At 61.6% G+C, this 25,905-nt stretch carries 27 protein-coding genes; 9 read left to right on the top strand and 18 right to left on the bottom strand.

Features of this window, described 5'->3' with window-relative positions; genetic code table 11:
- Nucleotides 1–3: 3 nt before the first annotated feature.
- The 15 genes from pilP to LDL28_RS14310 all read right to left on the bottom strand — a co-directional run bounded on the left by pilP (nucleotide 4) and on the right by LDL28_RS14310 (nucleotide 14,261).
- The gene (gene pilP, locus LDL28_RS14240) at nucleotides 4–699 is read right to left on the bottom strand and encodes a type IV pilus biogenesis protein PilP (protein WP_233059340.1); all 696 of its coding nucleotides are present in this window, start codon (nucleotides 697–699) and stop codon (nucleotides 4–6) included.
- On the bottom strand, nucleotides 696–1,079 hold the full coding sequence (locus LDL28_RS14245; protein WP_233059341.1) for a hypothetical protein: 384 nt from the start codon (nucleotides 1,077–1,079) through the stop codon (nucleotides 696–698). The genes pilP and LDL28_RS14245 overlap by 4 nt, the downstream gene beginning before the upstream one ends.
- Before the next feature lie 65 nt (nucleotides 1,080–1,144).
- On the bottom strand, nucleotides 1,145–1,861 hold the full coding sequence (locus LDL28_RS14250; RefSeq protein ID WP_233059342.1) for an IS6 family transposase: 717 nt from the start codon (nucleotides 1,859–1,861) through the stop codon (nucleotides 1,145–1,147).
- A complete protein-coding gene (locus LDL28_RS14255; RefSeq protein ID WP_233059343.1) occupies nucleotides 1,767–3,269 on the bottom strand; it encodes a pilus assembly protein PilN in 1,503 nt (500 codons plus the stop codon). Before LDL28_RS14255 ends, LDL28_RS14250 begins: the two co-directional genes overlap by 95 nt.
- The gene (locus LDL28_RS14260; RefSeq protein WP_233059344.1) at nucleotides 3,266–4,054 is read right to left on the bottom strand and encodes a toxin co-regulated pilus biosynthesis Q family protein; all 789 of its coding nucleotides are present in this window, start codon (nucleotides 4,052–4,054) and stop codon (nucleotides 3,266–3,268) included. The genes LDL28_RS14255 and LDL28_RS14260 overlap by 4 nt, the downstream gene beginning before the upstream one ends.
- Nucleotides 4,054–5,028, bottom strand: coding sequence for a TrbG/VirB9 family P-type conjugative transfer protein (locus LDL28_RS14265; RefSeq protein ID WP_233059345.1), 975 nt, complete (start codon nucleotides 5,026–5,028; stop codon nucleotides 4,054–4,056). Before LDL28_RS14265 ends, LDL28_RS14260 begins: the two co-directional genes overlap by 1 nt.
- A complete protein-coding gene (locus tag LDL28_RS14270; RefSeq protein ID WP_233059346.1) occupies nucleotides 5,025–8,114 on the bottom strand; it encodes a type IV secretion protein DotO in 3,090 nt (1,029 codons plus the stop codon). The genes LDL28_RS14265 and LDL28_RS14270 overlap by 4 nt, the downstream gene beginning before the upstream one ends.
- Before the next feature lie 38 nt (nucleotides 8,115–8,152).
- Nucleotides 8,153–8,692, bottom strand: coding sequence for a hypothetical protein (locus tag LDL28_RS14275; protein WP_233059347.1), 540 nt, complete (start codon nucleotides 8,690–8,692; stop codon nucleotides 8,153–8,155).
- A 1-nt stretch (nucleotide 8,693) separates the two neighbouring features.
- Complete coding sequence (locus LDL28_RS14280) at nucleotides 8,694–9,083, bottom strand: hypothetical protein (RefSeq protein ID WP_233059348.1); 390 nt, start codon at nucleotides 9,081–9,083, stop codon at nucleotides 8,694–8,696.
- A gap of 34 nt (nucleotides 9,084–9,117) precedes the next feature.
- Nucleotides 9,118–9,669: a hypothetical protein gene (locus tag LDL28_RS14285; protein WP_233059349.1), complete on the bottom strand. Its 552-nt coding sequence runs from the start codon at nucleotides 9,667–9,669 to the stop codon at nucleotides 9,118–9,120.
- A gap of 7 nt (nucleotides 9,670–9,676) precedes the next feature.
- On the bottom strand, nucleotides 9,677–10,858 hold the full coding sequence (locus LDL28_RS14290) for a hypothetical protein (RefSeq protein ID WP_233059350.1): 1,182 nt from the start codon (nucleotides 10,856–10,858) through the stop codon (nucleotides 9,677–9,679).
- Between the two features lie 99 nt (nucleotides 10,859–10,957).
- Nucleotides 10,958–12,307, bottom strand: coding sequence for a TrbI/VirB10 family protein (locus LDL28_RS15745; protein WP_233059351.1), 1,350 nt, complete (start codon nucleotides 12,305–12,307; stop codon nucleotides 10,958–10,960).
- A complete protein-coding gene (locus tag LDL28_RS14300; RefSeq protein WP_233059352.1) occupies nucleotides 12,304–13,206 on the bottom strand; it encodes a DotH/IcmK family type IV secretion protein in 903 nt (300 codons plus the stop codon). The genes LDL28_RS15745 and LDL28_RS14300 overlap by 4 nt, the downstream gene beginning before the upstream one ends.
- A gap of 33 nt (nucleotides 13,207–13,239) precedes the next feature.
- Nucleotides 13,240–13,887: a DotI/IcmL/TraM family protein gene (locus LDL28_RS14305; protein ID WP_233059353.1), complete on the bottom strand. Its 648-nt coding sequence runs from the start codon at nucleotides 13,885–13,887 to the stop codon at nucleotides 13,240–13,242.
- Between the two features lie 2 nt (nucleotides 13,888–13,889).
- Entirely contained in the window at nucleotides 13,890–14,261 is a 372-nt protein-coding gene (locus tag LDL28_RS14310) for a hypothetical protein (RefSeq protein WP_233059354.1), read from the bottom strand.
- A 707-nt stretch (nucleotides 14,262–14,968) separates the two neighbouring features.
- On the opposite strand from LDL28_RS14310, the gene LDL28_RS14315 reads away from it, so the two are divergent.
- The 6 genes from LDL28_RS14315 to LDL28_RS14340 all read left to right on the top strand — a co-directional run bounded on the left by LDL28_RS14315 (nucleotide 14,969) and on the right by LDL28_RS14340 (nucleotide 21,112).
- The gene (locus tag LDL28_RS14315) at nucleotides 14,969–15,133 is read left to right on the top strand and encodes a hypothetical protein (RefSeq protein WP_233059355.1); all 165 of its coding nucleotides are present in this window, start codon (nucleotides 14,969–14,971) and stop codon (nucleotides 15,131–15,133) included.
- On the top strand, nucleotides 15,130–15,681 hold the full coding sequence (locus tag LDL28_RS14320) for a hypothetical protein (protein ID WP_233059356.1): 552 nt from the start codon (nucleotides 15,130–15,132) through the stop codon (nucleotides 15,679–15,681). The genes LDL28_RS14315 and LDL28_RS14320 overlap by 4 nt, the downstream gene beginning before the upstream one ends.
- Nucleotides 15,678–16,859 (top strand): hypothetical protein, encoded by a 1,182-nt coding sequence (locus LDL28_RS14325; protein ID WP_233059357.1) that lies wholly within the window; start codon nucleotides 15,678–15,680, stop codon nucleotides 16,857–16,859. The genes LDL28_RS14320 and LDL28_RS14325 overlap by 4 nt, the downstream gene beginning before the upstream one ends.
- Nucleotides 16,860–16,866: 7 nt before the next feature.
- Nucleotides 16,867–18,441, top strand: a complete 1,575-nt coding sequence (locus LDL28_RS14330; protein ID WP_233059358.1) for a hypothetical protein — start codon at nucleotides 16,867–16,869, stop codon at nucleotides 18,439–18,441.
- 162 nt (nucleotides 18,442–18,603) lie between these two features.
- Nucleotides 18,604–20,781, top strand: a complete 2,178-nt coding sequence (locus LDL28_RS14335; protein WP_233059359.1) for a DotA/TraY family protein — start codon at nucleotides 18,604–18,606, stop codon at nucleotides 20,779–20,781.
- A gap of 4 nt (nucleotides 20,782–20,785) precedes the next feature.
- Nucleotides 20,786–21,112 (top strand): hypothetical protein, encoded by a 327-nt coding sequence (locus tag LDL28_RS14340; RefSeq protein WP_233059360.1) that lies wholly within the window; start codon nucleotides 20,786–20,788, stop codon nucleotides 21,110–21,112.
- A 315-nt stretch (nucleotides 21,113–21,427) separates the two neighbouring features.
- On the opposite strand, the gene LDL28_RS14345 is transcribed toward LDL28_RS14340, so the two are convergent.
- A complete protein-coding gene (locus LDL28_RS14345; RefSeq protein ID WP_233059361.1) occupies nucleotides 21,428–21,787 on the bottom strand; it encodes a hypothetical protein in 360 nt (119 codons plus the stop codon).
- A 159-nt stretch (nucleotides 21,788–21,946) separates the two neighbouring features.
- On the opposite strand from LDL28_RS14345, the gene LDL28_RS14350 reads away from it, so the two are divergent.
- Entirely contained in the window at nucleotides 21,947–22,678 is a 732-nt protein-coding gene (locus LDL28_RS14350; protein WP_233059362.1) for a hypothetical protein, read from the top strand.
- Between the two features lie 63 nt (nucleotides 22,679–22,741).
- Here the strand turns inward: LDL28_RS14350 and LDL28_RS14355 are convergent, their stop codons facing one another.
- Together LDL28_RS14355 and LDL28_RS14360 are read right to left on the bottom strand one after the other, a co-directional pair.
- Complete coding sequence (locus tag LDL28_RS14355) at nucleotides 22,742–23,428, bottom strand: hypothetical protein (protein ID WP_233059363.1); 687 nt, start codon at nucleotides 23,426–23,428, stop codon at nucleotides 22,742–22,744.
- On the bottom strand, nucleotides 23,425–24,345 hold the full coding sequence (locus LDL28_RS14360) for a DsbC family protein (protein WP_233059364.1): 921 nt from the start codon (nucleotides 24,343–24,345) through the stop codon (nucleotides 23,425–23,427). The genes LDL28_RS14355 and LDL28_RS14360 overlap by 4 nt, the downstream gene beginning before the upstream one ends.
- Before the next feature lie 135 nt (nucleotides 24,346–24,480).
- Between LDL28_RS14360 and LDL28_RS14365 the strand changes: the two genes are divergently transcribed.
- On the top strand, nucleotides 24,481–24,945 hold the full coding sequence (locus tag LDL28_RS14365) for an SH3 domain-containing protein (RefSeq protein ID WP_233059365.1): 465 nt from the start codon (nucleotides 24,481–24,483) through the stop codon (nucleotides 24,943–24,945).
- A gap of 206 nt (nucleotides 24,946–25,151) precedes the next feature.
- Nucleotides 25,152–25,667 (top strand): transglycosylase SLT domain-containing protein, encoded by a 516-nt coding sequence (locus tag LDL28_RS14370; protein ID WP_233059366.1) that lies wholly within the window; start codon nucleotides 25,152–25,154, stop codon nucleotides 25,665–25,667.
- The last annotated feature ends 238 nt before the right edge of the window (nucleotides 25,668–25,905 follow it).

The following is a 25,905-nucleotide window of genomic DNA, read 5'->3' on the forward strand; positions in this document are numbered from 1 at the left end:
CCCTCACTGTGCTGCCGTTGCAGGCGGCGAAACGGGAGGTCCCGTCATTTTTTTTGCGGTAGCCATGGTAGGCGGGGGCGGAACTGGCACCTTACCGCTCGCCGAACGTAATGGGCGGATTATATTGTTGTTTTCTGTATAAACACCTGACTGGGCTACGATAGCGATAGTGGATCCGTCGGGAAGTGTTGTTCCGCGCTTCACCTCCATTGAGCTGCCATCGGGAAACATGAGGATGGCTGTGTAGGTCGATCCGTCCCACATGATGCCGTCGACAACCGGGAGGGGGGGTGATTGCATTACGGGAGTGGCAGGCGTGGATAATGGCGCTGTCTCGGAATGGGCTGCTGTCTTTTCTTCGCGATGGGGAGGCAACGGCGGTGGACTGGGTTGCGGGGTCACTATGACGGGAGAAGCCGGGGAGGAATAGGCTCGCAAAGGATTTTCAGGTTTGTCCGGCTTGCCGGCGGCCCGCCTGTTTGCGTCCTCTATTTTTGCGGCGGCTTCTGCAATTGCTGTATCCTGTTGCAGGGTCATGATGCAGGAATTGTTGGCGTCGATCTGGTCCTGAGTCATCACGCCACCAATCGGTGACTCCGCGAGGTGTGAGGCGCAGACAGGCAGCGGAATGGCAGAAGACGCAACCGCCGCGCCAGGAAAAACTGCCGCGCAGCAGGCGGCGAGCAGTAACAGCTTCATAGCGTGTGCGCCTCCACGGTTACGACCACGTGGGTTTTCTCGACCACGGCGTCGCCACCGCCGCCCAGAAGCCAGTTCAGGGCGGAACCGACACCGTTACGGGTGCGCTGGGTGGCGTCATCGACGTAGCCACTGAGGACAAGGGTGGAATTGTTCTGGAGCGTTACCGTGTCATCGAGCGACGTGCTGGACGTCTTGGGGGCCTGGATCGACGATCCGTTGCTGTTGATCGTGGTGATTGAAAGGAGCGTCTGCAGGAGGAAATTGACATGCAGCAGGATGCGGTTGTCGATGATCTTGGGTGTTACCGATCCCATGAAGCCCGACATGACGACACCGGGAGAGAGCGAGCTGGATGAGCCGGCATTGGTCGCCAGCATGGAGGTTGCGTTGGCTCTGTTGCAAAGTTAGGAATGGGTTGGATCGGGCCTGATTCCCAAGGTTTTCAGGCTGTGTAAATCCCGAACTGCCTTTCGATCAGACGCACTTCTCCCATGATGCCTTTTTCCTGTTGCCAGGGTTTGGCCTGCCCTTTTTTCAAGGCCCGCATGACCTCGAAGCCCCTGATGGTCGCATAGGCCGTCTTCAGGGTCTTGAATCCGCGAACAGGCCGGATCAGCTGCTTCAGCTTGCCATGATCGGCCTCGATCACGTTGTTCAGATACTTCACCTGGCGGTGTTTCACCGTATCCGTCAGCTTGCCGTCCTTTTTGAGCTCGCCGATCGCAATCCCATAGGTCGGGGCCCTGTCCGTGTTGATCGTCTCGGGCTTCTCCCAGTCCTTCAGACCGTTCACCGCCTTGCCCAGGAAGCGTTGGGCCGCCTTCGCGTTTCGGGTTGGCGACAGATAGAAATCAATCGTATCCCCATCCTTGTCGACCGCCCGATATAGATACGTCCAACGCCCCTTCACCTTGATATACGTCTCATCCACCCGCCAGTTGCGGGAGAAGCCCGGGCGTTTCCAGTACCAGCGTAGGCGCTTTTCCATTTCGGGCGCATAGCGCTGCACCCATCGGTAGATCGTGGAATGATCCACGCTCACACCGCGCTCGGCCAGCATGGTTTCAAGGTCGCGATAGCTGATCCCGTAGCGGCAATACCACCGAACCGCCCACAGGATCACAGCTCCACCAAAATGCCGACCCTTGAAATCGTTCATCCACAACGCCCCGCCTCAAAACTGACCGCGGTTTCCAACAGGCACGCCAACTTTGCAACAGAGCCGTTGCGTTTTCGAGGTATGTCGTATTGATCCCGTTCTGGAAGGGGGCCACGCTACCATTGGTCGTGACGGCGGACCGGTCATACTGCTCGGTGACGTTGCCGATGCGCTGGAGCGCCTGGACGACGACTTTCGATCCCGAGAAAAGCCCGCCTGTTCCCTTGCCGGTGCTGAGGATCGAAGCCCCGAAGGAGAACGGGGTGTCGGTTGTCTGCAGCGCGGGAATGGCGGCCGGGGTCGAGGTCAGGCCGACCAGCCCGCCATGGGAGGTAAAGGACATCTGCGGGCTGAAGCCGTAATTGCTCTCGCGCGAGACCTTGACCGTGTAGACATGAACCTCGATTGCCACCTGCTTGAGCATGTTGTCACTGAGTGCGCGCACCCAGTCATCGACACGCGCGACCTGGTCAGGAGTGCCGGTCACGGTCAGTGTGCCAAGCCCGTCATCGGCGACAACCTGCGCGCCGTTCGAGACGGTCTGCGCCGTTTTTTCGAGGTTCTTCCAGCGGTCGGTCTCGCTTTGCGAATAAATGGACCCCATTCCCATGGACTGACCCGACGAGCCGCCACTGCCGCCCATGCCACCGCCCATTCCGCCCGAGCTCATGCCGCCACTCATTCCACCGCCCATGCCTCCACCCATGCCACCCATACCGCTGGACGAGCCGTTGCCGCCGCCCGTGTAGGCGATGATGGAATTGTTGGAGGTGGTCTTGCCTGCGAAGGCGGGAATCGGGAATGTCTTCGTCTGGTAGCGGAAGAACTCGATATGATCGTCTACCCAGCGCTGCGATATGCCAAAGCGGGTCGCGATCGTCTGGAACAGGCCTTCACGGGTGCCGTGATAGTCGAACCACGTGCCGACATGGCTCCACGTGGTCTCGGGATTTCTGGACGAACCGCCGCTCCGGCGTGGTGTCATGCCCGTAGCCGTGGCACCTGGCGGCGGCGGAAGGGTCGTGCCGTTGAATGAAACCGGCGTTGTGGCGGGCGCGCTGTCCGCGTCATTTCCGGTGTCGTAATCGTCAGCGTCCGGGGCGACCTTTACGGGGATGGTTGTGACGCGGCTTGCCGCCATTACGATATCCCGCAGGGACATGGGGCGCGCGAATGTCAGGCCCGCCGGGCGCAACAAGGTGTCGGGGACCGGGTCCACTTCCCGGATGCTGTCCCCCAGTAGCCACGGCCTGTCACTGAATGTCACGACAGGCTGGTCGGGGACATGATTCTCCTGTGCGAATTTCTGGATGGAATCTTCGGCGTGATGCGCCCGCCTGAAATCGGTGCATCCCGCCAGCAGGGCAAGAAGGGCGCAGGAGCCGGCAAGGGTAAGGAAAGGTTTCAACGGCTGTCTCCGCCGGGAGAAGTGACGACAAGCATCCGGTTCGACGGATGGAAATCGGCATGGATGGATTTGCCTTCGTCGGCGATGGTACGCACCACATCGCCCATGATCTTGACGAAATCGCCGGAGAACGAGGTCATCGCGGGAACCGTCCAGTTCAGGGAATGCGGCCAGATGACCTTCCATCCGGCACGATCACCCCATGCGATCATCTGGTCGCGGATGGGCTGTCCTTCGACGAGAGACCAGATTTCGACAGGCGGCGGCGTGGCGACGCCGGGTGTCGTGGCCGGAAGAACGGGTATTCCGGCCGGACCGGTTCTGGGAATGCGGAGCGTAAGGGCAGAGCCGGCGCGCAGCGTGCAGCTTCCAACCCGCTGGAGTGCGCCATCCCCGTCATGTCCGTACAGACACGTTGCATCCGCATCATCGACATCGAGTTCCAGCAGCAGGTTCTGTCCGACCGGGGAGACGGCATAACGCACGTCATGGGCGCCCGGATAGCGCATCCCGTCGGGCGACAGCGCGAACCCGCGTTCACGCAGCGTATCGCTCAGCAGGATCGCGGCGTGGCTGGTGTCTGCCCCCGAATACGGCAGAAGCCTGATCGTGGACTGGCGTGCATCCATGCTGTTCGCCAGAATATCGGCAATAAAGACGGTCAGGGCGGAAGTATCGCGGAAGGTCGCCCCGGAAATATGGGAGGTCGTGTCGGGCGCCTGTCCGGCGCAGCCGCTGAGTGCTGCGACAACGGACAGGCTGGCGACATGATGGCGCAGGCGCATCACTGCTTTCCTTCATGGGCTATACGGATTGTGGGGGAACCTGCCTCCTTGCCGATGAGCAGGGCCTCATCGACGGGCTGGTTGATGACGTAGGAATCTCCCGTCGTCTCGAAATCCTGCGTGCTCGAAGCCTGCGGGGAGACGATGACCAGGCGGGGAGCCGCATTGATGCCCCCCGGCGGGAACTGGATGTAGGTGCGGCCGCCGTCGCGGTACACGCGCATCGGTTTCCATGAAGGCTCCGCACCGCTCATACGGTAGGAGAAGTCTGGCGGCGACCGGTCCTGTGTCCTCGATGACGTGGAAGTCGAGGGCTCGGACTGTGAAACCGGATCTCCCGGGCCGTAGGCGAACGCCACCGAGTTCATGCTCGGCGCGTGTGGCGCAAGGCGCAGGATGTATGACCGACGATTGGTGACAAGCCGCAGCACGGCGTCCTGGGCACCCGGTGTCACGGAGAGGGCGACGGCCCATCCCGCATGAATGCCTCTGGTGCCGCGCACCACGTCGGCGCGCCATCCTGTGCCCCCTGTCAGCACCGCCATGTCCTGCGATGTGGTCTCGCCCGACTGTAGCCGGACGAGGCATAGATCACCGGGATTGCAGGTGATGAGCGGGGAGCCGTCCGCATAGGCGAACCATACGACGCCGCCCTTGCCACGGATGGCCACAGGCTCCGCGTGTGGCCCCTGCGGGGACGGCGTCCGGGCAGGCCGGGATACCGGCGCCGCAGATGCCGCCGCTTTTGCCAGCGCGGCCTCCACCGCCCCGGGAGGGACTGCAACCGGCGCAGGCCGGTCCAGCCGTTCATTCAGGCTGCTCATGAAGCTGTGGACGCGATCAACGCTATGCTGAAGCGCCAGTTCAGGGGAGGGCAGCGCCGGCGTGGTCACGTCAACAGGCGTGGTGTCCGCGTGCGCGCCGCACCCGGTCAGGATGGGCAGCACCGCCAGAAGGAGATGGTTTCGTTTCATGGGGACAGTATCGTGGGGTCCGTTGTGGGTCCGGACGTGTCCACCGAACTTTCCTGGCGGATGACGGTGCCGAGCCCCGTTCCGTTGATGATTTCATCGGCCAGTTCACTTACGACACCCCCCATCGCCACGGACCCGGTTTCTCCCTGGCGGGTCCGGGCCTGCTTCCGTCGCTCGATTTCCGTCAGCGCCGTGCCGCGCGAGAAGACCTGCGCCAGTCTCCGGCGGGCTTCCGTCGTGCCCAGTGCGTCATAGACCCGGCGGCGCAGGGCCGTATCTTCGGGAGTTGTGGAAAGAGCCCACAGTTCGATCGGTCCCATGAGGTTCAGGACATGAAGCTCGTACCACTCGCCATTGACGAGGATCTGGAGGATTAGTGGCGATCCGGCCCCATCCTGTCGCGGGCCAGTGAGGCCGGTTTCGAGTATCTGGTGACCCGCAGTGGTCAGTCGGAATGTCTCGGCAATTTCCTTTGCTTCGTCGGGATTGGCCGCGCCAAGGATGAAGCGTCCGGTGGAATGCTGGATGAGATAGGTGCCGAGATCCGCGAGTTTCTGGCTGGCAAGCCCGATCTTTACGTTGAGCTTGGCTGCGCGGCGGGCAGCTTCTTCGAACTGGCGCTGGATAAGTGGCGCGCCCGCCGTGCGCTGGAACTCGTCGCAGCCGATGCGTTTGAAGGATTCACGGAACTCGCGAAACCGTCGCTCGTGGTGGGGGCGCACATGGGCCGGGACGTTGTTGGCTTCGTCGGGGTCGAGGAAGAAGTTCCGGGCCATGATCTGGAAGCCGAGCAGGAACATGAGTTCCGTCTGGCGCTGTGACTCGCCGGGCCCTTCGGGTGCGACACGGGCAATGTCCATCACGATGATGCGCGCGTCGCCAAGGTCCAGTCTGGTTGGACGGTTCAGGGTGGGATAACGGCTGATGAAGGCGCTGATGTAGCGGCGGAAGATGTCGATCGTGTTTTCCTGGCCGCCTGTCGGGTTAGGCTTTTCAAACGGAATCCTGACCCGGTCTTCCCGTATGGCATCCAGCATGTCCTCGATGACGGGGACCGCCTGCTGGGTCGCGAAGTGCGCAAACCGCGTGTCTCCGGCCTGCGCGAAGGCGTCGGCGATTTCCCACCACGTAGCATGTTGCGCGACTTCTATGCGCAATGCGGCAAGGCGGGTGTCGATTGTCGGGTTCGTGCCTGCCCGGTAAGGTTTGGGGCGGACCGATGGCCCGTGATCGGAGTAGAGTTCATACACGCAGGTGATCACTGCCGAGATCAACTGGTTCATACTCTCGAATGCGTTGCCATCCAGCGGGGAGCAGACCAGCGAGAGGAAGTTTTCAAGAAACGTGCGGTGATAGCTCAGGGGTTTGCGACAGCACGCCTCGGTGTCGAATATGTTGTAGGCATGTTCGGCGATGAGCTGAAAGGGCACATGCACTGCAAGATGCCGGTCCTCGGGGCGCAGGCCGTTGGTCACCATGTCGACAAAGCCGCCGGTGGAATCCCCGATGTCGAGCTTGCCGATCATGGGGATGCGCGGTCCTTCATCGCTCATGCTCGCGTTGCTGAGCAGGGTTCCGAGGAGCAGGGCGTTGTCGAGGACCGACTTGCCGCGTCGCGACGGACCAACAAACAGGTCAAGCACGGCGCCCCGTCCGGCGCCCGACGGATCATAGAAGACGATCTTTCCGTCCGCCGCGCGGAACATGACCGCGCCGTCGCGCCATGGCGCGGCCTGGCGCGCCCATGGCATCAGCGTCAGGGCTTCGGTCAGGGGGGCGGCGGTCGGTGGCGCGGTCGATGCGATGGCGAGACCTGGCGCCGAGGACATGACACCGGCGAGCGGGTCACCACATACGCGCGTGGCGCTGGCGCCACCCCATGCGCCAATGGCCTGCTGCAGGCGGGACGCACGGATCGCGAGGCGTTCCTCATCTCCCATGCTGGCCCGGGTCGCAAATGAGACCCGGAATTTGGTGATCGCCTCATCCTGGCGTGCCCGGATGGCGTCGAGTTCCTGAAAGGCCATATGGATGGCCCTGTTGGTCCCGAACTTGAGGAAGGTGGCGATGGCGGCCTTCCAGCTCAAGTAGCCGGGGCGTGCGCCTTCTATCAGCGCGCCCATGCGCCAGGGCATCCTGCGCTGCGCCATACGGGCTGCAAGCTCGGTAAATGGCGCAAGCGCCTGTGCATCCGGCGCGCGGGTCATGTCCACGGGCGTCCAGTCATTCACCCCGAGACGCGCCCAGGAAAATCCCGGCGTATAGGCGTCGTCCATGAAGACCTGTTCACGCAGTGGTGGCCAGAGCATGTCCGAAATGTCGGGCGGCGGGTCTTCGTCGGGGATATGCTGGGGCGGGCGGTCCAGTGGCGTGGAAGGCGTCCAGTCCGCTCCCGCGGTCTCCGGATAGACCTCCTCGCGAATGGCCCGCAGGCCATCACGCGGTGCGAGTTCTTCCACCATGACATCGCGCTTGGCCATCGCCTCCAGGACGCGTGCGACGAACGCGGTATGGATGGTCGCCAGCTCCGGGCAGGAGAGAAAGGGATTCTGTGCATCGCCGATCGGGGGAATGCCAGCCCTGTCGCGTCTGCGTCGCTGCGCGATGAGCTTCTGCTCGGGGCGGGAAAGGCGACCGGGACGGGTCCATACCACAAGCCATATCCGGTCCTCGCGCATGTAAGGCGTCAGGACACGGGCGCGCTCGGTGAACACATCCTCGAAGCCCGCATTCAGGGCGCGTGCTATGGCGCGCCGGTCGGTAAGGTTCCGTTCGACAATGTCGCGGACCGCGTCGGGATCGGCGGAGTAGCAGAACTGCAGGGCGTGTCCGGGCTCAGCGAACAGGCTGGCCAGTTCGTCACGAAGGGCTCTTGCGGCCGCAACGATATCCTGTTTTGTCGCAAGCCTGCGCAGGCCACCGATGCGCAGGACGGTAGCGTAATCGCCGCCGAATGTTATGAGGCCGCTGGCGTCGCATGTCGCAAGGTCGCAGAATGAAGTAATTTCGCGGCGGAATGCCCTGGATGCGGCACTCAGGGCACGAAGTATGGCGTTTGTCGGGCTGAATGCGCGACGTAGCGGCACACGCCTGTGGACGGTTTCCGGTTTTTGCCGTCGCGTTTTCATAAACCGGCGGCCCAGAGACGAAGCGTGCGTGTGTAGAATTCTGGGTTTACGCTGAACCATCTCCCTCGCATGAGGATGCGCAGGCCGGATGTGCCGTGTCGGCCGTCAAGGTCATGGCGCGGTGTATTGGAAACGATCCTGCGCAGCGCGGCAGGCGAATTGGTGCCGAACCTTTCCTGCGCCTGTTCGCGTAATTTGTAGAGTGCCAAAAATACCCGGTTTGCCTGTTCCGCCCGGGCAGACCCCTCGCCGTTGGCAACGTCGGGACGCGTCTTGGCAACATATATTGCGCTGGCAAGGCGTCCCAGCACGCCCTGATCCATCTGGGGCAACCAGATGAGGACGGCCACCGTGTCGATGTCCGGCTCGTCGAGCGCATATGCCGGCGCGCAGGTCGGGCATAACGGGATGTCCGCGACCGAGAGACGGGCACTCATATTGCCGCAGCACTTGCAGCCCTGCCCTTCCGGAACCGGGTTCATGGAGAGCCTGAGAGCGCCCTTGGGCGCCCTCGCATGCGTGATGGGGTCAAACATGTTACTGATCGAACAGCATCTGCTTCTGCGCGCCGGTGACGGTCGGGTTCTGCTCAAAGAGCGTGAAGGCCGTGGTGCGGGCGAGGAACGGAAATGTCAGCAGGAAGCCGCCGCAGACCAGTCCGGTGAGCACCATGCCCATGCGGATGCCTGCGTTGGGATTGCGCTGGTGCTGGTACCAGGCGAATACGGAGATTGCGAGGAGCAGGCCGCCGCCTACCCAGCAGACCATGTTCATCAGATAACCCCATGCCAGATTGATATGGGTAGTCGCATTCTGTGCGATCTGGTCGATGGCCTGCGCATGCGCGGGCATATCGGTCAGATGCAGTGTGAGGGCGGAAATCCCGAGGACACAGGCAAGTTTTCGGGCGTGATGAAGCTTGTTCATGTGTAATTCACCGTATGGATCTGGCGGAGTGTTTTCATGACGACCCGAGATTCATCTCGACAAGGAGCTTGGGGCCGATGACATCCGCGTTCATGACAAGGAAACCACCGACCAGCATGATGATGTTGAGTCCGGTGGATGAGTTGTTGGTGCCTTTGGCGCGGCCGACCTGCCGGATGATCGCGAAGTAGACGATCAGCGCGCCATAGCTCATGAAGTAAAACCGGAACATGCGCAGTATCGCCGAGAACACCTGGACCGGTCCGCCGGTAATGGCGCTGGTCAGGGTGTCGATCGACACGGCGGCCGGGGCGTTGCTGCCGGAAAGGGACGCGCTTGTATCAAACCCGAGTGTCTGGTTGCCCATGTTCAGGAACTGGGGGAATGAAAGCAGTGTCGCGCCGACGAAAATCATGAATTCAGGCACGAACGGCCGACCGACCATACCGGCGGCCTGGGCCGAGCGTTCATAGATCCCGTAGACGCCGCCAAGAAGGAATGATGCCCCGCCAATATAGCAAAGCATCGGTAGCACCCATTCCAGTGCGGCCCCGATATCCGCGACGAAATTGAACAGTCCCTGCATGGGATGATTACCGGATTACGCCGCGCTCGGTCTGGACGACCCAGCCGTTCCGTTCCTGCCTGACGGATACGACCTTCCCCCATGCACCGAGATCGGCGCCGGGTTCGACGCGGATCGGATTGCCTTCCGGGCCTGTGAGGATGGCAATGTCGGGAGCGGCGGCCTGAACCGTGTAATGCGGCAGGGCGATGGCTGGCGCGGCGGGTGCGTCGTGGTGCGCGCTTTCATGATGGGCCGGCTTCTTCTCCTGGGGCGGCGTCTGCGGCGCTTTTGCCGGGGGCGTGACAGGAGGCGTTGCATTTGCCTGCACCGCCGGTTCTGGGGCGGGGGCAGGAACGGGCTGAGCCCTCGTGGCCTGTTCACGGGCCTGAGTTTCCAGCATGTCCTCGCGATGCCGCAGTTCATCCAGACGGCCACCGAACTCGCCCATACCGGTTGCAAGCTTTTCACCGAATGCCTGCTGCGTCGTGTCCAGTTTGTGTTCGAGTGTATCAACGTGGTCGGAAAGTTCTTCCATCCGGTGGCTGATTTCCACGAGAAGGCGGTCCTCGGCCGTGGGTTGTGTAGAAGATGCAGCCGGCGCGGCATGTTCATCGGCGGGCGACGCCGGCGGCTCTACAGGTCCCGCAGCTACCGACGCGGCTGAAACGGATGGGGGCTGCATGCCGGGCGGCTGTGCGGTCTGAATGGAACCGGACTCTACTGTTGGGGCCATAGGGGGGGCCACCTGGATCGATGCAGGGAAAGGAGCAGTGTTCGGCACAGGCATGCTGGCCTGTAGCTGTGCCTGCCCAGCCACAGGCGGCGTGTTCGGCGTATCAAACCGGGGGGGCGATATGCTTGCTGTCTGGGACGCGGTCTGGTTCGGTGCCGGATTGAGTGTCGTGCCGCTGGCGTTGGGAGCGCCCTGTTGCACGACAAAGGGAACGGACACACCATGGTGTGCGGCAAGAAAACCCCCAATACCCATGCCGCCGACAAGGACTGCGGCGCCGATGTAGATATTCCGGCGAGACAGGACTGACCGGGCTACCTGCGCTTCGTCCTGCGGAACACGCCCGCGTGCTGTCGTCATCTGTGCCGGCCCCTGCGGGGGTTCCGAACCCGTGGCGTCCGGGCTGCGGACACCGGGCTGCGGCGGCGGGCCGCCCGGACTACCCTGGGCGTTGCTTGCGGGCGTACGTAGCATCGTCACCGATCCGCCGTCAGTTTCCTGCATGAGTGCGCTACCTTTCATAGGACCTCTCCTTTGTCGCACCATTGTGGGGCGACCGGTTGTGGGTGCGGATCAGGGCGCATAGACAGGCTCGTCGAAGAGTACGCCGACCTCGTCACCCTGTTTGAGCTTGACCGTGGCCTGCTGCGCGGTCTGCTTCTGGAGCACCTGCGAGAGCTGCTCTCCCATCCGCCCGGAGGCGGCACCCATCTGCTGGGCAAGATTGAGATGGGTGAACGAGGTCATCCCGTATCCGCCGGTGTAGGACGTCGTGTTCGCGCTCATCATTGCGTTGCCGAGCCCCTCAACGAAGGCCGCTGCCGTTGGCAGGATGATGCGGGTGGCGAGATGCTCGTCCACTTCGGACGCGACACCGGTTTCGGCGGTTTTGGGGGATACGGCGTAAGCCGAGACCGCAATGGGGTCTGTATCGCCAATCATCAGGCGGTCAAGCTTGATGACGAGCCGGTCGTTCTTCATCTGGAACGCGCCGCTGATACGCGCCTTGGGGAATGGACCTGAATCTATCTCGACAAGCACCTGGTCACCCAGATCGCTGTTCGAGGTGATGACCGAATGGCCATAGACACCCCGGCCTGCGGCAAGCATGGGTTTCTGTCCCGCGTGTGATGACTGGCTGGCGCTTCCTGCAGGTGACGTCTGTGCCCCACTGTCATTCGTATTTTCGGCGCTTCGGCCAAAGGCATCGGCCCGGACTATCGTGGAAGCGGTCGAACTGGCGATGCTGTTACCGCGGCGGGTGGAAGGACGGCTGTCATCATCCGGGAGCATCATTTCAAGCTGGGAGCCATGTCCGGACCACGCGGCGATCAGCTCGGCCTGCGCTGCAAGGCTGATTGCGGGCTCTTCGTGCGACGTATTCGCGTGAAGCGTCTTCGCGGCTGGCGTCGCGGATGTTGCAGGAGCGTTGCTGAACGGATCATTCACCTGTGATGGTGGCGGTTTGGGTGCCGGTTGCACTTCCCGAGCGGAAGGCTTCGAGCCGGAAGGGGGGGGTGTGACGGGCGCCGGTGGCTTTTTGTTCTGTGCCTCGTCCGTAGGTTTCGTAGTTCCTGGCGGGTCTCCCAGTTCGGCTATGTGGTGTTCCCTCGGGAGGTCGCGGCCGGAAAGGGCGGGCGTATAGGACTGGTTCTTTCGCGCAGCGTCTTCGGCGTTTTTCTTTTCCTGCTGGCTGGTGATGTCATCGAGACGTGGCGACTGGTTGTTGCCACCCGCGGGTGCCGTGAGGGCGGGTGTCTTCACGCTTGCGGAGTGCGGTGTATCCTGCCTGCCGACATGAAACACGAAGTACAGGACTGCGAGACCGATCGCGAACAGCACGACGACATAGGCGGCAACGCGCCGTGTATCGTCAAGGCTTGCGCGCAGCCTGGTCCTGGGAGGTTCTGGCTGTGCGTTCACGGGCCATCCTTCGCGAGATGGAGAGGAAAGGGTGGCGTTCCGGCACCATTGTTTACGAGGACTTCAGGCGTTTCTGGAATTTCGAAGACCGTGAAGCCATACTGCGCTTCATGCCCCGTAGGCCCGGGGGAAACGACTTCGTAATTCGTTCGTAGATACATGTGGTGACCGTACTGCCAGGCGCGTATGCGGTCCGGGTCTCCACCTGAAACCAGAAGCGGTACTGCTTCGGCCGGTGGTGTGCCGTCGAGCATGGCGTTGAAAAACGAGGAGCCTGTGGCCGGTATGTCCGGCCCTGCACTTGGCCTGTCATGTGCGTTTGGACCGCGCGCGGCTATGCGGGCGGTAAGATCGGCGTCATATGAGCCGGTTCCTGCCACGATCATGAAACTGATGGGTTTTGGCGCACCCTTGAGACTGACGAGCACACCGCCATGGGCGTAGCGTGTAACCGGCGTGAGCTGCAGCACATTCGAACCCGGCTCCGGCACACAGGCATTGATGCCGACCGGGCGTACGGCGGTATTATGCCCCGCCCCGTCCTGATCACAGCCGCCGTTCTTGTTGCTGGCGATGTCCCATGCAATTGGCCACGGCTGACCCGTCTCATCAAGAAATGTGATGGATGCCGGATAATCCTGTGCGATCCGCACGATATTGATCTGTGCGCCAGCCGCCATGGCGACCGTTACGGAGCGCGAAACCGGCACCACGATCCGGTGCGGGTCATCGGCCCCGTCAAGCGCCCGCTGGCCCGCGTCAAAGCGGTTATAGAGCCTGCCCATCGCGTCGGGAGGCGGCGGCAGGCTGCCCGCATAGACGGGATCGGCATGCTCGGACCTGTCATCATGATTGAGGGACTGGGCGTACATGGCCGGGAATGGGGCTGAGGCAAGCATCAGACCCAGTAATACCGTGCGTGATGAGACCATTCAGTCACCGCCATCACTGGCACGAGGTGCGTTCAGCTCCGCAATGACCAGCCCATCGGGATGAAGGGGATCATTCGTCCGGCGAATTATGACGTTGACCGCAAGCAGGTCGGTCTTGGAGCCGCTGCCGTTCTCCCATTTGAGGTACATGGGAAAATAGACATGCCATTCATAGTCCCCGCGCGGTGTAATTCCTTCCCATCTGACCGAGCCTGCGGATTTGAGGGATGCCGTCAGCATGACCCTCCTGCTCTTGATAAACTCGATATTCCCTGGCTTCTTGAAGGCATCGAGCCATGTATTCCATGCCGGGGTGGTGAAGTATTGGGCATAGGATGAAAGTTGCTGCGCGTATTGCAAGAAATTGATCGTATAAAGGCCGGTTACCTTCTCGACGCTCCAGTTCGTAACCTGAGCGTCCGTGAAATACGGCTGATCGGTAACGATCAGCTCACGCGGCTTTCCGAACGGGTCGTGATAGATGTGCTTCACGCGGGGTGGATGCGTGATTGCCACGAAAAGGGAAATCGCCAGACCGACGTTGACGATCATGCTGACAATAAGGGTAAGCGTCAGCCGCCCCATCATCAGTTGCCCGAATGTCGGATCAAGAAGACGTCGTGTAATCGCCTGACTGCTATTGCGCATGTTCAGGCAAATCCGGCTGCGTATGTGGCAAGACGCCTGCGTCCGAGCAGGCTGCAATGCACGGTTTTCTGGTCGCGTGGCGAGACGAAGAAGATCCGGCTGGTGACACGGCAGATTTTCTTGACCATCTGACCTGCCACCGTGCTGTTTTCGGGAACGGCGAACGGATCGTCAGACGGGCAGCTCGTGCGCAGCGTGAGGCCGGTCCTGGCGGGAAGGCCTGCGCGACGCGCGGCCTCGCCGACGGTCTTGACCGTCAGGCCAAGAATTCTGGCAATGAAGGCAGGGCTGTAGAGGCGTTTCCAGAGTTCGGCGAGATGTGAGACAGCCCGGTCATCCCAGATCGCGCGGCCGGATTGGTTGCGCGAGACCAATCCGGAAAAGTCAAGTTTATTTAAATAAGTATTTGATTTTGTGATTGAAATGTGCGGGGGGGGGGGGGGCGCCATGAGCAAGGCGGCGCCAGCCGCCCGACCGCGTAGCGGTCGACGTACGCCAAGGCGTATAGCCTTGGCGCGTACGGCCTGGATGGTACGCCCCGTGACGCGCGCGATAAATTTCACCGCGACCTGCGTCGGGTACCTTAACATAACGTACCGCTCTTCATCCGCGCTCCAGCGCGGTGTCCGGCCGACCTGTCCATTTTCGGGGAACCTGCCGTCCGTCCCCGTTCGCACCGTAGGGGCGGGGGAGCCGATAAATACAGGAGTTAAATAGTCCTGATAAAAACGGGAAAATGCGCTTCCTGTTATTAGTGAAGACCGCACAAGAACCCTCCTGACCTGCAATCAGTATTGAATATATTTGTTACATTACACCGTGAATGGCAGCTTTGCACGCATAATCAACCTGCCTCCCGATATTTCTAAGTAATGTGCCCCTACTGAAGGATGTAGGTATATTCACGATTACGGCTTCGGAATACCCCACGTCGTACCTGCCATGTACTTTCCGCATGGGTGCAACACGCACTTTCTGTCCGGATATATTCGCGTCGCCTCCGGTGACGATCTCCGCCTCATGTCCGCACCCACAACCGCCAGACCTATCCTCATGATGATAACATCTGTCGGAGCCAGTCATGGAAGATCAGGAAGGTCGTGTTGTCACGGATCGTATGCCGCAATGGCTGGACGCCGCGCGCGCCCGGTCGGTTCTCGGGCGTGGATGGTATGGCGAAGGAACGGCCAAAGATAACGGTGCCGGCGACCAGCCCCAACCCATGGCGCAGGGAGCGGCTACGTGAGACGTACCTTATATGCCTGCGTGATGGTGACGGCCTGCCTCGGATATGACGCCAGTGCGGTCGCCGCGAGTTCCCAGGGGTGCGAGGCGCTGATCCAGTCCGCCGCGACGGGAATGGCAGCCCAGATGGGTGCCGATGATGCCACCATCAAGCAGCCCCAGTCCGTCACGAAGTTCACCTGTCTGGGTAATTTCTTCAGTGGCGTCGGGCTCGACATTCTGTTGAACGGAATCAATATCGCCGCGATCGCACAGGCCGCCATGGGGAAAATCTGCGCTGAACTCACCTCTACCTGGGAAAACATGGAAGGGATGGCCCAGTGCGGTCTGACCGTGACCGGCCTCGATACCAATTTCAATCTCGGACTTGGCGCCGGATCATTCTGCCCCTCGCTGAATTTCGGAGGCGGCGGTGACGCGCTGATCAGCGCGTCCACGAACACCAATGGCAACAGTTCGTGGGACGTCACCGGAGATACCCAGTTGCCTGACGGCTACACGCTTCAACTCATGGGGGAAAGCACCGGCATTTCCACGTTGACCCAATGACGGGCCGCACATCATGGCGGGTCCGGGTGATCGTCATCGTCATTGTGTCGTTCATGGCGGGCAGCATGGCCGCGCCCCGTCCGGCCTACGCACTTTTCGGGCTCGATGTCGCGCCAATCGTCGCCGCGATCACCACCATGCAGGGAGCCATGAACACGGTCATCACAACCACCCGGACGGTACTCAACTCGACGCTCGGGTTGATCAACGGCTCGCTTGGCAGCGGCTTTACCCAAATTACCAACTACCTCAAGGCGCAGGTTGGCGCGCAGGAGCAGATCGCGGATGCGAACAACATGGTGCAGGCCCGCCTGGCCCGTGACGTGCGTAATGCGGTCATTCGTGACAACCACGCCGTAAACCGGCAGGACTGCCTCAACCTTGAAGGGGGCCAGTCGACGGTTGTGGCTGCGCATAACGCGGAGGAAGTCGCCGCAACGCTCGACAGCGCGAAGGACAGCCGCACCCGTGCCGCCCGCGGCACACCCTCATGGGCTGGTGGTGGTCAGGGCTCCCAGGCGAATAACAATCATCATTTTGCGAAGTACTGCGACGATGCCGAAGCCGAGGCCGGGATCTGTTCCCTCGCGACCAGTGACCTTAAGGGAGCCGACCAGAGCGCGTCCAGCCTCCTGACGCCTCCCGTCTATGCCGACCCGGCCGCGATCGACAAGGCCAACGATTTCGAGATGACGCTGATCCAGCCGGTAGCATCCGCGGCACTCCGCGGCAGCGCGCTGACGACAACCGGGGGGCAACAGGCCCTGCCCGGACGCCGCTCCTACAGTGCGGCAATCTCGCTGGCGCACAAGATTGGTGACGATGTGCTGAGTTGGCATGCCGGAACCGTCACCCTTTCCGCGGCCCAGAAAGCCGAAGCCCAGCGCGAAGGGATAACGCAGACCGATACGGGTAGCCAGTTCGAGGCTACGGAGCTGGAGGTCAACCGGAAATACTCGGGCACCGACTGGCAGGCAGACCTTCAGGCCATGCCGAGCGACAAATCGGTACTCGTCCAGATCGCCCTATTGGATGCGCAACGCAACTGGCTGCTCTGGCAGCAGCTCAAGCTGGACCAGAGCCGTGCCCTGGCCGAGGCCGCGCGCCTCTCCATTGCGGCGGAACAGCGCAGGCCCGGGATTTCCCCGATGCCCGTCCCATCAATTTCCAGCAACTGAGGAATAAATGTCGGATACCGTGACACAGCAGAGTTTCATAGGGACGGCCCTGGCCGGTCTGGACGCGCAGCAGCGCGCTATTCCGGAAAGCGAGCGCGGCCTCGCAAAAGACCTTGAAGACCTCCAGAAACGCCTTGCCGAAAACCCGGCCCTGGAGAACGATCCACGATTCTGCACGCAGGTCGCGTGGCTCATGCAGGACTGGCAGAAATTCAGCGGGACGGGTCAGGCCCCGGCTGTCTCGCCAATCCTTACGGCAGGTATGGCGCAGCTTGCATCCACCTATCCGGGGCTCGAAAATCCGCAGGTCAGGTCCGCCCTGGAACAGACGGGAGGGCTGCATGACCGGCAACTGGTTGCCGATATCCGGTCGGTGGCAATGGAAACCGCCAGGATGACGCCCGAACAGCAGACCTCGTTCATGGCGCGCATGGCGGCCGACCATCTTGTGCAGCGGGTCCAGGCCGCGCTTGGGCAGCCCGCAATGGCACATGAAGCCGCTCCGTACCCCGTCCCGCCGGAAACCACACCTGAGCCGGTGGTTGAGCCGCCGCAACAGATGCGTCCGACCCCGGCGGCGGCTCCGGAACCGGAGCCATCTTCAGCAGACCCGTTTCCGCCGGAAGCGGGTGACCCGGGCTTTGCCCCGTCTTCCACAGAGGCCGCAGCTGCACAGGCTCCCGGCCCGGAACCCGAAGGGCCGATTGCACCACAGGAAACCCGCGATGAGCCGATACAAGGCGACGGGAACGAGGTGCCGCATACCAAGGGAAGCGCGGCTCAGGCGTCTGATCAAGGGGCGGAGAACCGCACCCGTGCCGAGGATGCCGACAATTCCCGCGAGAGGGAGAATAGTGACTCGCCTCCAAATCATGCACCGCAGAAAGAAGCCAAAGACCCTCGGCCCACGACCCCGCAAAAAAGTCCTGATCAAGCACAGCCCCAATCTGCGCCCGCGCCACAGAACAAGCCGCAACAGGCGCCCGCTACGGTTCCCTCACCGGTCTCTGGCGTGAAGGAATGGGCAAATAACTTCATGGGCAAAAAAGACGAGCGTCGCGTCAACAAATTCGTCAACCGCACCGCCGAAGCCGTGGAGGCCGTGCGGGACAAGATTGGGAACCTGCGCCGGGAAGAACCCGCCTTCTTTGAAAGCATTGACGCCGCGGCCCGGAAAAGCGGTCAGCCGGTGCGCGAGGTGATCGCGGGCATGACGTCCGACGGCCCCTACGCCAACCTGCGCAAGCAATATGATGCGATCGTCCAGCGCAATCCGAACTTTATGGCGGCCAGCCGGGAACTCATGCAGGCGGGGACCAACCTGCGAACCACTGTCAGGCGGCTGGAGACCGAAGCACGCGAGCGTGGGGCATCGGACAAGGAGCCGGTCACCGAGGTCTTGCGGAGTGTCGGGGGCGTGGGTCTCGAACTCGAAAAAATCCCTGGAGAATATCCGGGAAAAAACTTTCTCCAGCAGGTGGGGGCGATGGTCGAGCGACTGGCGAACAAGTTTCGTGAATTCTTCGAGCATACCTTTGGCCAGCGGCGCGAACGCGACAGCGGTCCGTCCATGGAGCGCTGACCAATGATCCACACGCGCCTGCGTCCGGTCGGACTGTGCGTGCCGGCCACGTTCCTGCTCGTGACGGGATGCATGTTCCTGTCAGGGGTCGCTCACGCCGACACGACGGCATCCAACGTGACATGGAGCGACCTTGCCGCCGGGGATGACTGGACCGGGCGTGTGCTGGACAGCATTTTTCCGATGAGCGGCTCCACACAGACCGCGACGGGAACGATGCTCTCGTATTTCTCCGCCTACGTCATGCTGATCGTCGCGGCATGGATCTCGTATGCCACCGTCATCCAGATCCACCGCACCGCCGAGAGTGGCAAGATATTTTCGGCCAGCTTCAACGGATGGGTCCCGGTGCGTGTGGCAATGGCCCTCATCATGATGAGCCCTGTCACCGCCCTTGGCGGATTTTCCACCGGGCAGGACATGATTCTGGTGCTCTCCAAATCCGCCATAGGCATGGCGAGAAACCTGCAGAACATCACGATAAACGCTGTTGGTCCCGATGCCCTGCCTCTGGCGGAACCCATGGCGCCCTCTACCCGTGAAATCATCTTCAGCGTGATGGCGAGTGAGCTCTGTCGCGCCATCGTCAACAAGGCATCGAACAACGGTGATCTGATCCCTGCGCCCGAAGTCCAGAATAATGGCGCGGGAAAGATCACTCTCTCCTATGATCTGGCGGCGAACGAGCATACGGCTGCCGCGCCCTGTGGGAGCATTGTCCTACAACTGCCAACTTCCAACGCCGGAATATCGTCTTCGGCCCTGGCACCTTATGTTGACCTGTCCGACCTCGCGCCGCAAGAGCAGCAGGCGCTGAAAGACCTTGTCAGCAAACTGCGTGACCCCATACAGGCGTTGGCTGCAACGTTGTGGGTAACCCGAAATGTCTCGACCCTCAGGTCGCTTGACGCCCTGCTGATCGTGAATGCGCAGTCCTATTCCGATGCGCTGTACACAATCGCGTCGAGCGCGGTGTCCACCATACGCAAGGCCGCCAGCGACCAGGGCGCCGATTCTGGGGTCACGGCCCTGCATAATCTCGGCTGGAGCGGGTTGGGGGCGTATTATCTGGAAATTGCAGGCCTGAACTCCGAGATCCTTGCTTTTTCATCTCTCAAGCCGGCCATCATCGCGCCGTCATGGACAGGATTGGGCTGGTTTCTCTCTGATGACGTCGATCCGTTTGCACGGGCCATCGGCGATTACCTCGCCCAGCAGGAAGACAATATCATCACTGCGGACCAGGCCAGCGCGCCCTACGGCGCCACGCGCATGTTCTCCCGGGGGCGGATCGGCAGTACGCCGGGCTCACTGCTGACACAGATCACCCGCGCGGTTGGCATCAACGAGGATATCTTTACGCTCATCGTGAATGAAATGGTCGCGCCTAGTTCGGGCGTGGATAGCAGTCATCCTGTTAGCGGTGGCGGACCCGGCTGGACCGACCCCCTCGCGGGCATGATTACGCTGGGACACCTGCTGATCCATATTGCCCTGACCATCATTGGCGTGGTCGCCATCGGCTCCAGTAAGACCGCATCCGCCGCGTCTGCCGTGGCCGGGGTCATGACACTCGATCCCGCACAGGTGGCCGCCAGTGCATCGGCCGTCGTTTTCAGCGGCGCGATCAGCGCGCTCCTGACCCCGATTTTCGCAGGGGCCTTCATGCTGCTGGTACCTGGCATCACCCTGGCCTACATCCTGCCGATGACCCCATATCTGTACTGGATTGCAGGCGTAGCCGGCTGGCTGATCCTTGTGATCGAGGCGGTCATAGCTGTTCCATTATGGATGCTGGCCCATATGGTGTTCGAGGGAGAGGGCCTGCATGGCAGGGGCATCCGGGGATACGAGGTGCTGTTCACCATCATCTTCCGGCCCTCCATGATGGTGATTGGCCTGATCCTGAGCTACACGATCTTCTCCGCGATGTCATGGCTCCTGATGAAAAGCTTCTCGATTGCGGTCGGCTTCGTCTTCGCGCAGGGTGACCTGGTGGACAATTTCATCGCCATCGTGGTGATGCTCGCCATGTATGTCACCACGGAGATGACGTTTGCAGTCATGTCTTTTCGGCTGATTTCCACCCTGCCGCATCATCTGCCGGCCATGGCGGGAATGAACGCGATGAGCCGTGTTGATAGCGACAGCTTCTCAGATAGCGCGACGCAGCCTCTGAGGCCACATCTGGAAAAAGGTGTGAGTTTGGCGCAGAGTAGTATCAGTCGATCTCCCGGGACCGGAAACGATGCGCCTGACCCTGCCAGCACGTCAGGCACGAAAGGCCTGGATTCAACAACGCAGTCCCATCTCATGGTTTCAGGTCGTGAGGAAGGTTAGAGAAATGTCTGATCCCATTATACTAGACCAGCTTATCCGGATACGTCAGGCTACGGAGCGCGGCGCCAATAAAACGATTTCGGTGGAGGACTACAATGCCGTGGTGCGCCAGAATGAGGCGTTGCAGCAGGAGGTCATGCAGCTACGGTCTGATACGCAGTACTGGGAGCGGCAATCGAATAAGTTCGAAAGAAATAGGGATGAATTTAGCGATTATGCCGAATCACTGAAAGCGGAACGTAATTTTTTTGAGCAGCAATCAGATCGTTGGAAAACCCGCGCGGCAGAGCTGGAAAAAGAACTGGCCGCCCTTAAAGGCCGCAAGGCATGAGGCTCCCTGTAATGGTAGCCGGACTGGCACTGGCAGTCTCGGGCTGTTCCCACGGGAACCTTACATCCGCCTCAAGCCGCCCGCTCCGTCCCCCGGCAGTAAAGCAGGCGCTTTATGACCCGTATGCGCCCTACGGATCGGTGCCGGCACGCTGGAAGCCTCCGGTTGCTTCGCGCGATGGTACGATCGTGAAACCAACGGACCCGGCCGACCAGGCGGACAGGCCCGATTATGAAGGCGCGTCGTGGTCTGTCGGGAATATGTCCAGAAAGGCAGGTACATTCTAGCGTTGCCGATACGGCAATCACCACAAAGCTACCTCAGCTTGAGCCAGATATATAAGCCCAGCCAGATATCAGCGATTACGATCGCTATCCCTTTCCAGGGGAAGGCAGAAAGGGACCTGTCAACGTCGTCGACGGCGTTGGAGGCATTGTTCATCACGGCCTCCAGCCCCTGGGCAATGGAGAACAGTGCCCCCGCAGCCATAATCAGCAGGATCAGGGAGAAGATGCCTTTTGCGGTTGAGGGCGACTGCCCTCCCGCCCCCATCCGATAATCCCTGTATTCCTCTCGACCTCGGCGGATGAAGTCCCCGTCGGAGAGCCAGCCTGATTCACGCCGCGCCGGCTCCACACGGGAGCCGTAATATTCTGAGTCCCTGAAATCGCTCATTCGGTCCTCGACCCCGTGCCCCATGAAGCGCCAACCATGATGGGACCGTTATGAGCCAGATCAAAGCGAAAACGCACTATGTTGACCGAGGGGCGAGCAACTTGATCGCTGCCAGTGGATCGGGCATTTTTGAGACATTCCAGCTCATGAGATATTTTAATGTCCGTTTTTATAGCCCTTTGCGTTCCCCATGACCAGCGACAGCTGGCGAAAGCGGCTGGCGCCGTCTTTGATGGAAAAGAGAAATGTTGGAAGGCAGGCGTTGATCGTCTGGACGCTTTGCTGCCGTTTGTTCCCTATCGCTATAGGCCAGACAGGAAGCCGCCCTATATCCGGCCGTGGATGGTGCCGCAGGCACTTTGGGGCCGGAATCTCAGGGCATTACTCGCAAAAGAAGACTGGGACCGTATTCGCAAGGATGCCTATGCCCGGGCAGGTTCGCGCTGTCGCGTCTGTGGTGGGCGGGGTCCGAAATGGCCGGTCGAGGCGGATGAGGGCTGGCGCTACGATGACGCGACGCGGGTGCAGACCCTTAAAGGTGTGATTGCGCTCTGTCCTGACTGCCATGCCGTCCGTCACTGGGGCAAGACGATGAGTGCAGGCAGGCAGGATGAGGCGCTGGCATGGATGATGGAAGTTAATGGCTGGACGCGCGCCGAGGCTACGCGTTGTGCTGACGAGGCGATGGAGCAATGGCACGAGCGCAGCGCGTATAGTGACTGGCGCTGCGACATCAGTTGGGCGACAACGCATTATGGCGTCACCACGATACAGGGCGGTGATGCCATAGCTGAGAAGCGAAACCAATCTTTCGTGCAGAAGGCGAGCGCGCAGTATGGATCGCGGGGTGGGCACGCCAGCTATATTCAGCACCTGTTGTACGAGCGGTAAGGCAGAAAGCGAGAACCGCTTGTGATGGTGTGTTGCCGGACGTCCAGCGCATGGTGAACTCTGTTATCGTGGCCAGAACTCCCGCCCGTCCTGAAGAAACTCGGAGAACGATCGCCGTCCGGGCAGCCGCGCCATCCAGTTCGAGAAACACAGGCTCACATACTGGGACCCGAGGATGAGCGTCAGCGCGACGGACCGGATGCTTGCGGGCGAAAAAACACCCTGCCCCTGCCATATGACGGCGTAGGCCCACATCCCCAGGAGAATGACCAGCAGCAGGGCGCAGAACCGGCCGTAGCGCCGGGTTCTCAGCCGCGCCTGCAACCGCATGGCATCTTCTTGGGACATTGACGCTACGGCGGACGCGGACCCGCCCGGAAAACGAAGGCTCGCATATTGGGAAACCAGTATCAGGGCCAGTGCGAGAAGCCCGATGCTCACGGCCGAGAAAAGACCTTGCCCGCTCCACAAGATCGCGTCGCACCATAGCCCGGCGACGATTATTATCAGCAGCAGAACGCAAAAGCGCCTGTAACGGCTGGTTTTGGGGTCCTCCCGCTGCTCAATGGCCCTATCGTCGATTACAGGCCCTTCGACGAAAGTCGGGACATCCTGTTCCCGCGGCGCATCGCCCAGCGTGCGCATGCCATCCCGCGCGAGTTGATAGCTTCTGACGAACTGCACCAGAAACGGAAAGGACAGCCATTTCATCGCACGGACCACCCGCCCGCGTTTTTGCGGCGGGGTCACGGGGCCAGTCCCGCAACAAAGCCATCCGTATCATCAGGTAGCCCCGCCTCTTCATGCGGCATGCCCTTCCGGTCGCTCCAGACGACGGTCGGCGTTCCCCGCACCCCGATGGCGTGCGCGGCCGCGAGATTGAGCTTGAGCGCCGCCGCCGCGCCATCGGACACGGAGATATCAGCCGGGGCATGTTCCAGCGTAATGATCCGCCGCCACATCGAGACCATGTCGTCAGGAGGCACACTCAGCATCGCGGTTGCCGCAGGCGTGCTGGTCCCGCCGTTTTCATGGTCGTTGATGGAAATCGGCACGATGGCAAGCTGCACCCTGCCGGCATCGACATAGGGTTGCAGCGTCTGGAGCGCGCGTATCGAGAACGGACAGAGTGGATCGACCACCACATAGACGCGGGGCGCGTCCTTGCGGCCATGCAGGCCAAAGGAGGTTGCGGCGAGGCGTCCGACAGGGTTCACCGCGGATGCCCCCGCGCCGCCTGCCGTGCCTCTGGACGTGTCCAGGACCACGGTGGGAATGGTGCCACGGATGGGCGCCACTTCGTCGCGGGTGATGTTGTGCCCTGCCGCATCCCACATCACGCCACCGATTTCGGCCTGGTTGTCGGCCGTGATGAAGAAGACCCTGAAATGGTCTCCATTGCGCGCATAGACCGCGCGAAGGCCATGCTGGTCCTCGGGGCGGCCGATGTCGAACAGGGCGGCGCCATTGCTTGCGATCCGCGCGAGCGCGGGGCTGGCGCCGATCTCACTGGCCGGGATGGGACGGGCCTGCGGCTCGGTCGGCCCCTGCTGCGCGGTCGCGACCGCCTGGGATGGTGGGCCGTCCTGTGCGGAAGGGCATTGCGGCGCGGCGTGGGCTACCCCGACCATCGCAACGATGGTGGCCGCCGATGCAAGACGTTTCATGAAAAGAGGCTCCTTCTGTGGTCCTCCAGAGTCTCACGCATGGTTGTGGGTGGGATTTCCGCCGTGTGTTCGCACCCACAAACGGGCATGGCACTGTGAGTCCCGTAACGAACGCACTGCCAAGGAGACCTCCCCGTGCGAAAGACATGCGCCTCGATGCTATGCTTGGCCCTTGTGGCCACACCGGCATTCGCCCAGCACCTTTCCCCCGACGAACTGGACCGTCTCTCGACTGAACGGACGGGCGAAATCGGGCACCGGAACTGGGGGCCGCCGATCAGTCCGCCCGAACAGGCGCAGCCCCTCTCCCCCCTTCCCGTGCCCGCCACATGCATGAGCCCCGCCCGGGACTTCGAGCCGCTTTACGCAGCCCCCTCGCGCTCCGCGCGGCAGGTGGGCGTCGCCGCCCCCCAGATCGCAGTCACCGACACAACCCGCGATGACTGGACCCAGGTGGAACTGAGCGGGCACACCCTTGCATGGATCCCGAGCGGGGATGTCGTCGCGTATCGCCCGCTCGTCGCCGACCACCCGACGGGCTGCGTCGTCACGGGACAGCGGCCCAATGGCATGATCGCATTCTCCCATCCTGACAGATGATGCGGCGCAGCCTTTTCCTGCCTTGGCTGGTTTCCCTACTGTCCATGCCTGTGGCCATGGCGCAGGCTCCCCAGCAGATCATTCCGAGCATCATGGAGCCAGGCACGCCGAACTTCGTCTATGCCGGGGCATCGGCTTCGTCGTCAGGGTCGGGTGGGTCGTCCGCCAGCACGACCTATACAGGGGCGTGGGGATCTACTGACGCGATGTCCACCCTGCTCAGCCAGTCTTACGGTTCGGCGGCCGTCAACGCGGCCGAGAATGAAGGGATCAATCCCGACACCCTGGCGGCCTTCGGTCAGATCGAAAGCCATTTTCAGAACGTCGGCAACGCGACGTCCTCGGCGGAAGGAGTATGGCAGGTCACCAATGGGACGTGGGACCAGTATGCGTCCGAACTGGGACTCAGCGATGCCGACAGGAGCGATCCCGCCGTGCAGGCGCAGGTCGCCAGCGCGGTGATCAGCGACTATGCCTCGGCGGTTTCAAAAGCGACCGGGACAAGTGCCACCGCTGCCCAGACCTATGGCGCCTACATGTTCGGGACAAAGGCCGGATCGGAGATCGCAACCGAGTCGGATAGCAGTGCCCCTTTGAGCAAGTTCGTCTCCGCCAGTACCCTCGCCGCGAACAACATGAGTGGCTGGACCGTGGGGCAATACTACGCAACCATTTCAAATCGCATGGGAAATGGTGCCAGTGAGCAGGTCATCACCTCATGAACCGCCTTTCGGGTCCCGTGCCAAAATGGACACAAAAACGCAAGAAAAACAGCGGTTTACCAAGGTTTTCCTTGTGGTGCGAAATGAGTCGGGGCAAGGTGTTTTCGAGCCGTGGGCCGCATAGCCATGCAGACCGGGCGCATGATTGCAGAGGCCCGCCGATGACCTAGCCCAGATATGAGAAACCCTGCCTCCCCCGATCGCCAAATCGGGAAAGCCAGGGCACCCAAAAACCGTA

The sequence above is a fragment of the Komagataeibacter sp. FNDCR2 genome (genome assembly GCF_021295395.1).
GTDB lineage: Bacteria > Pseudomonadota > Alphaproteobacteria > Acetobacterales > Acetobacteraceae > Komagataeibacter.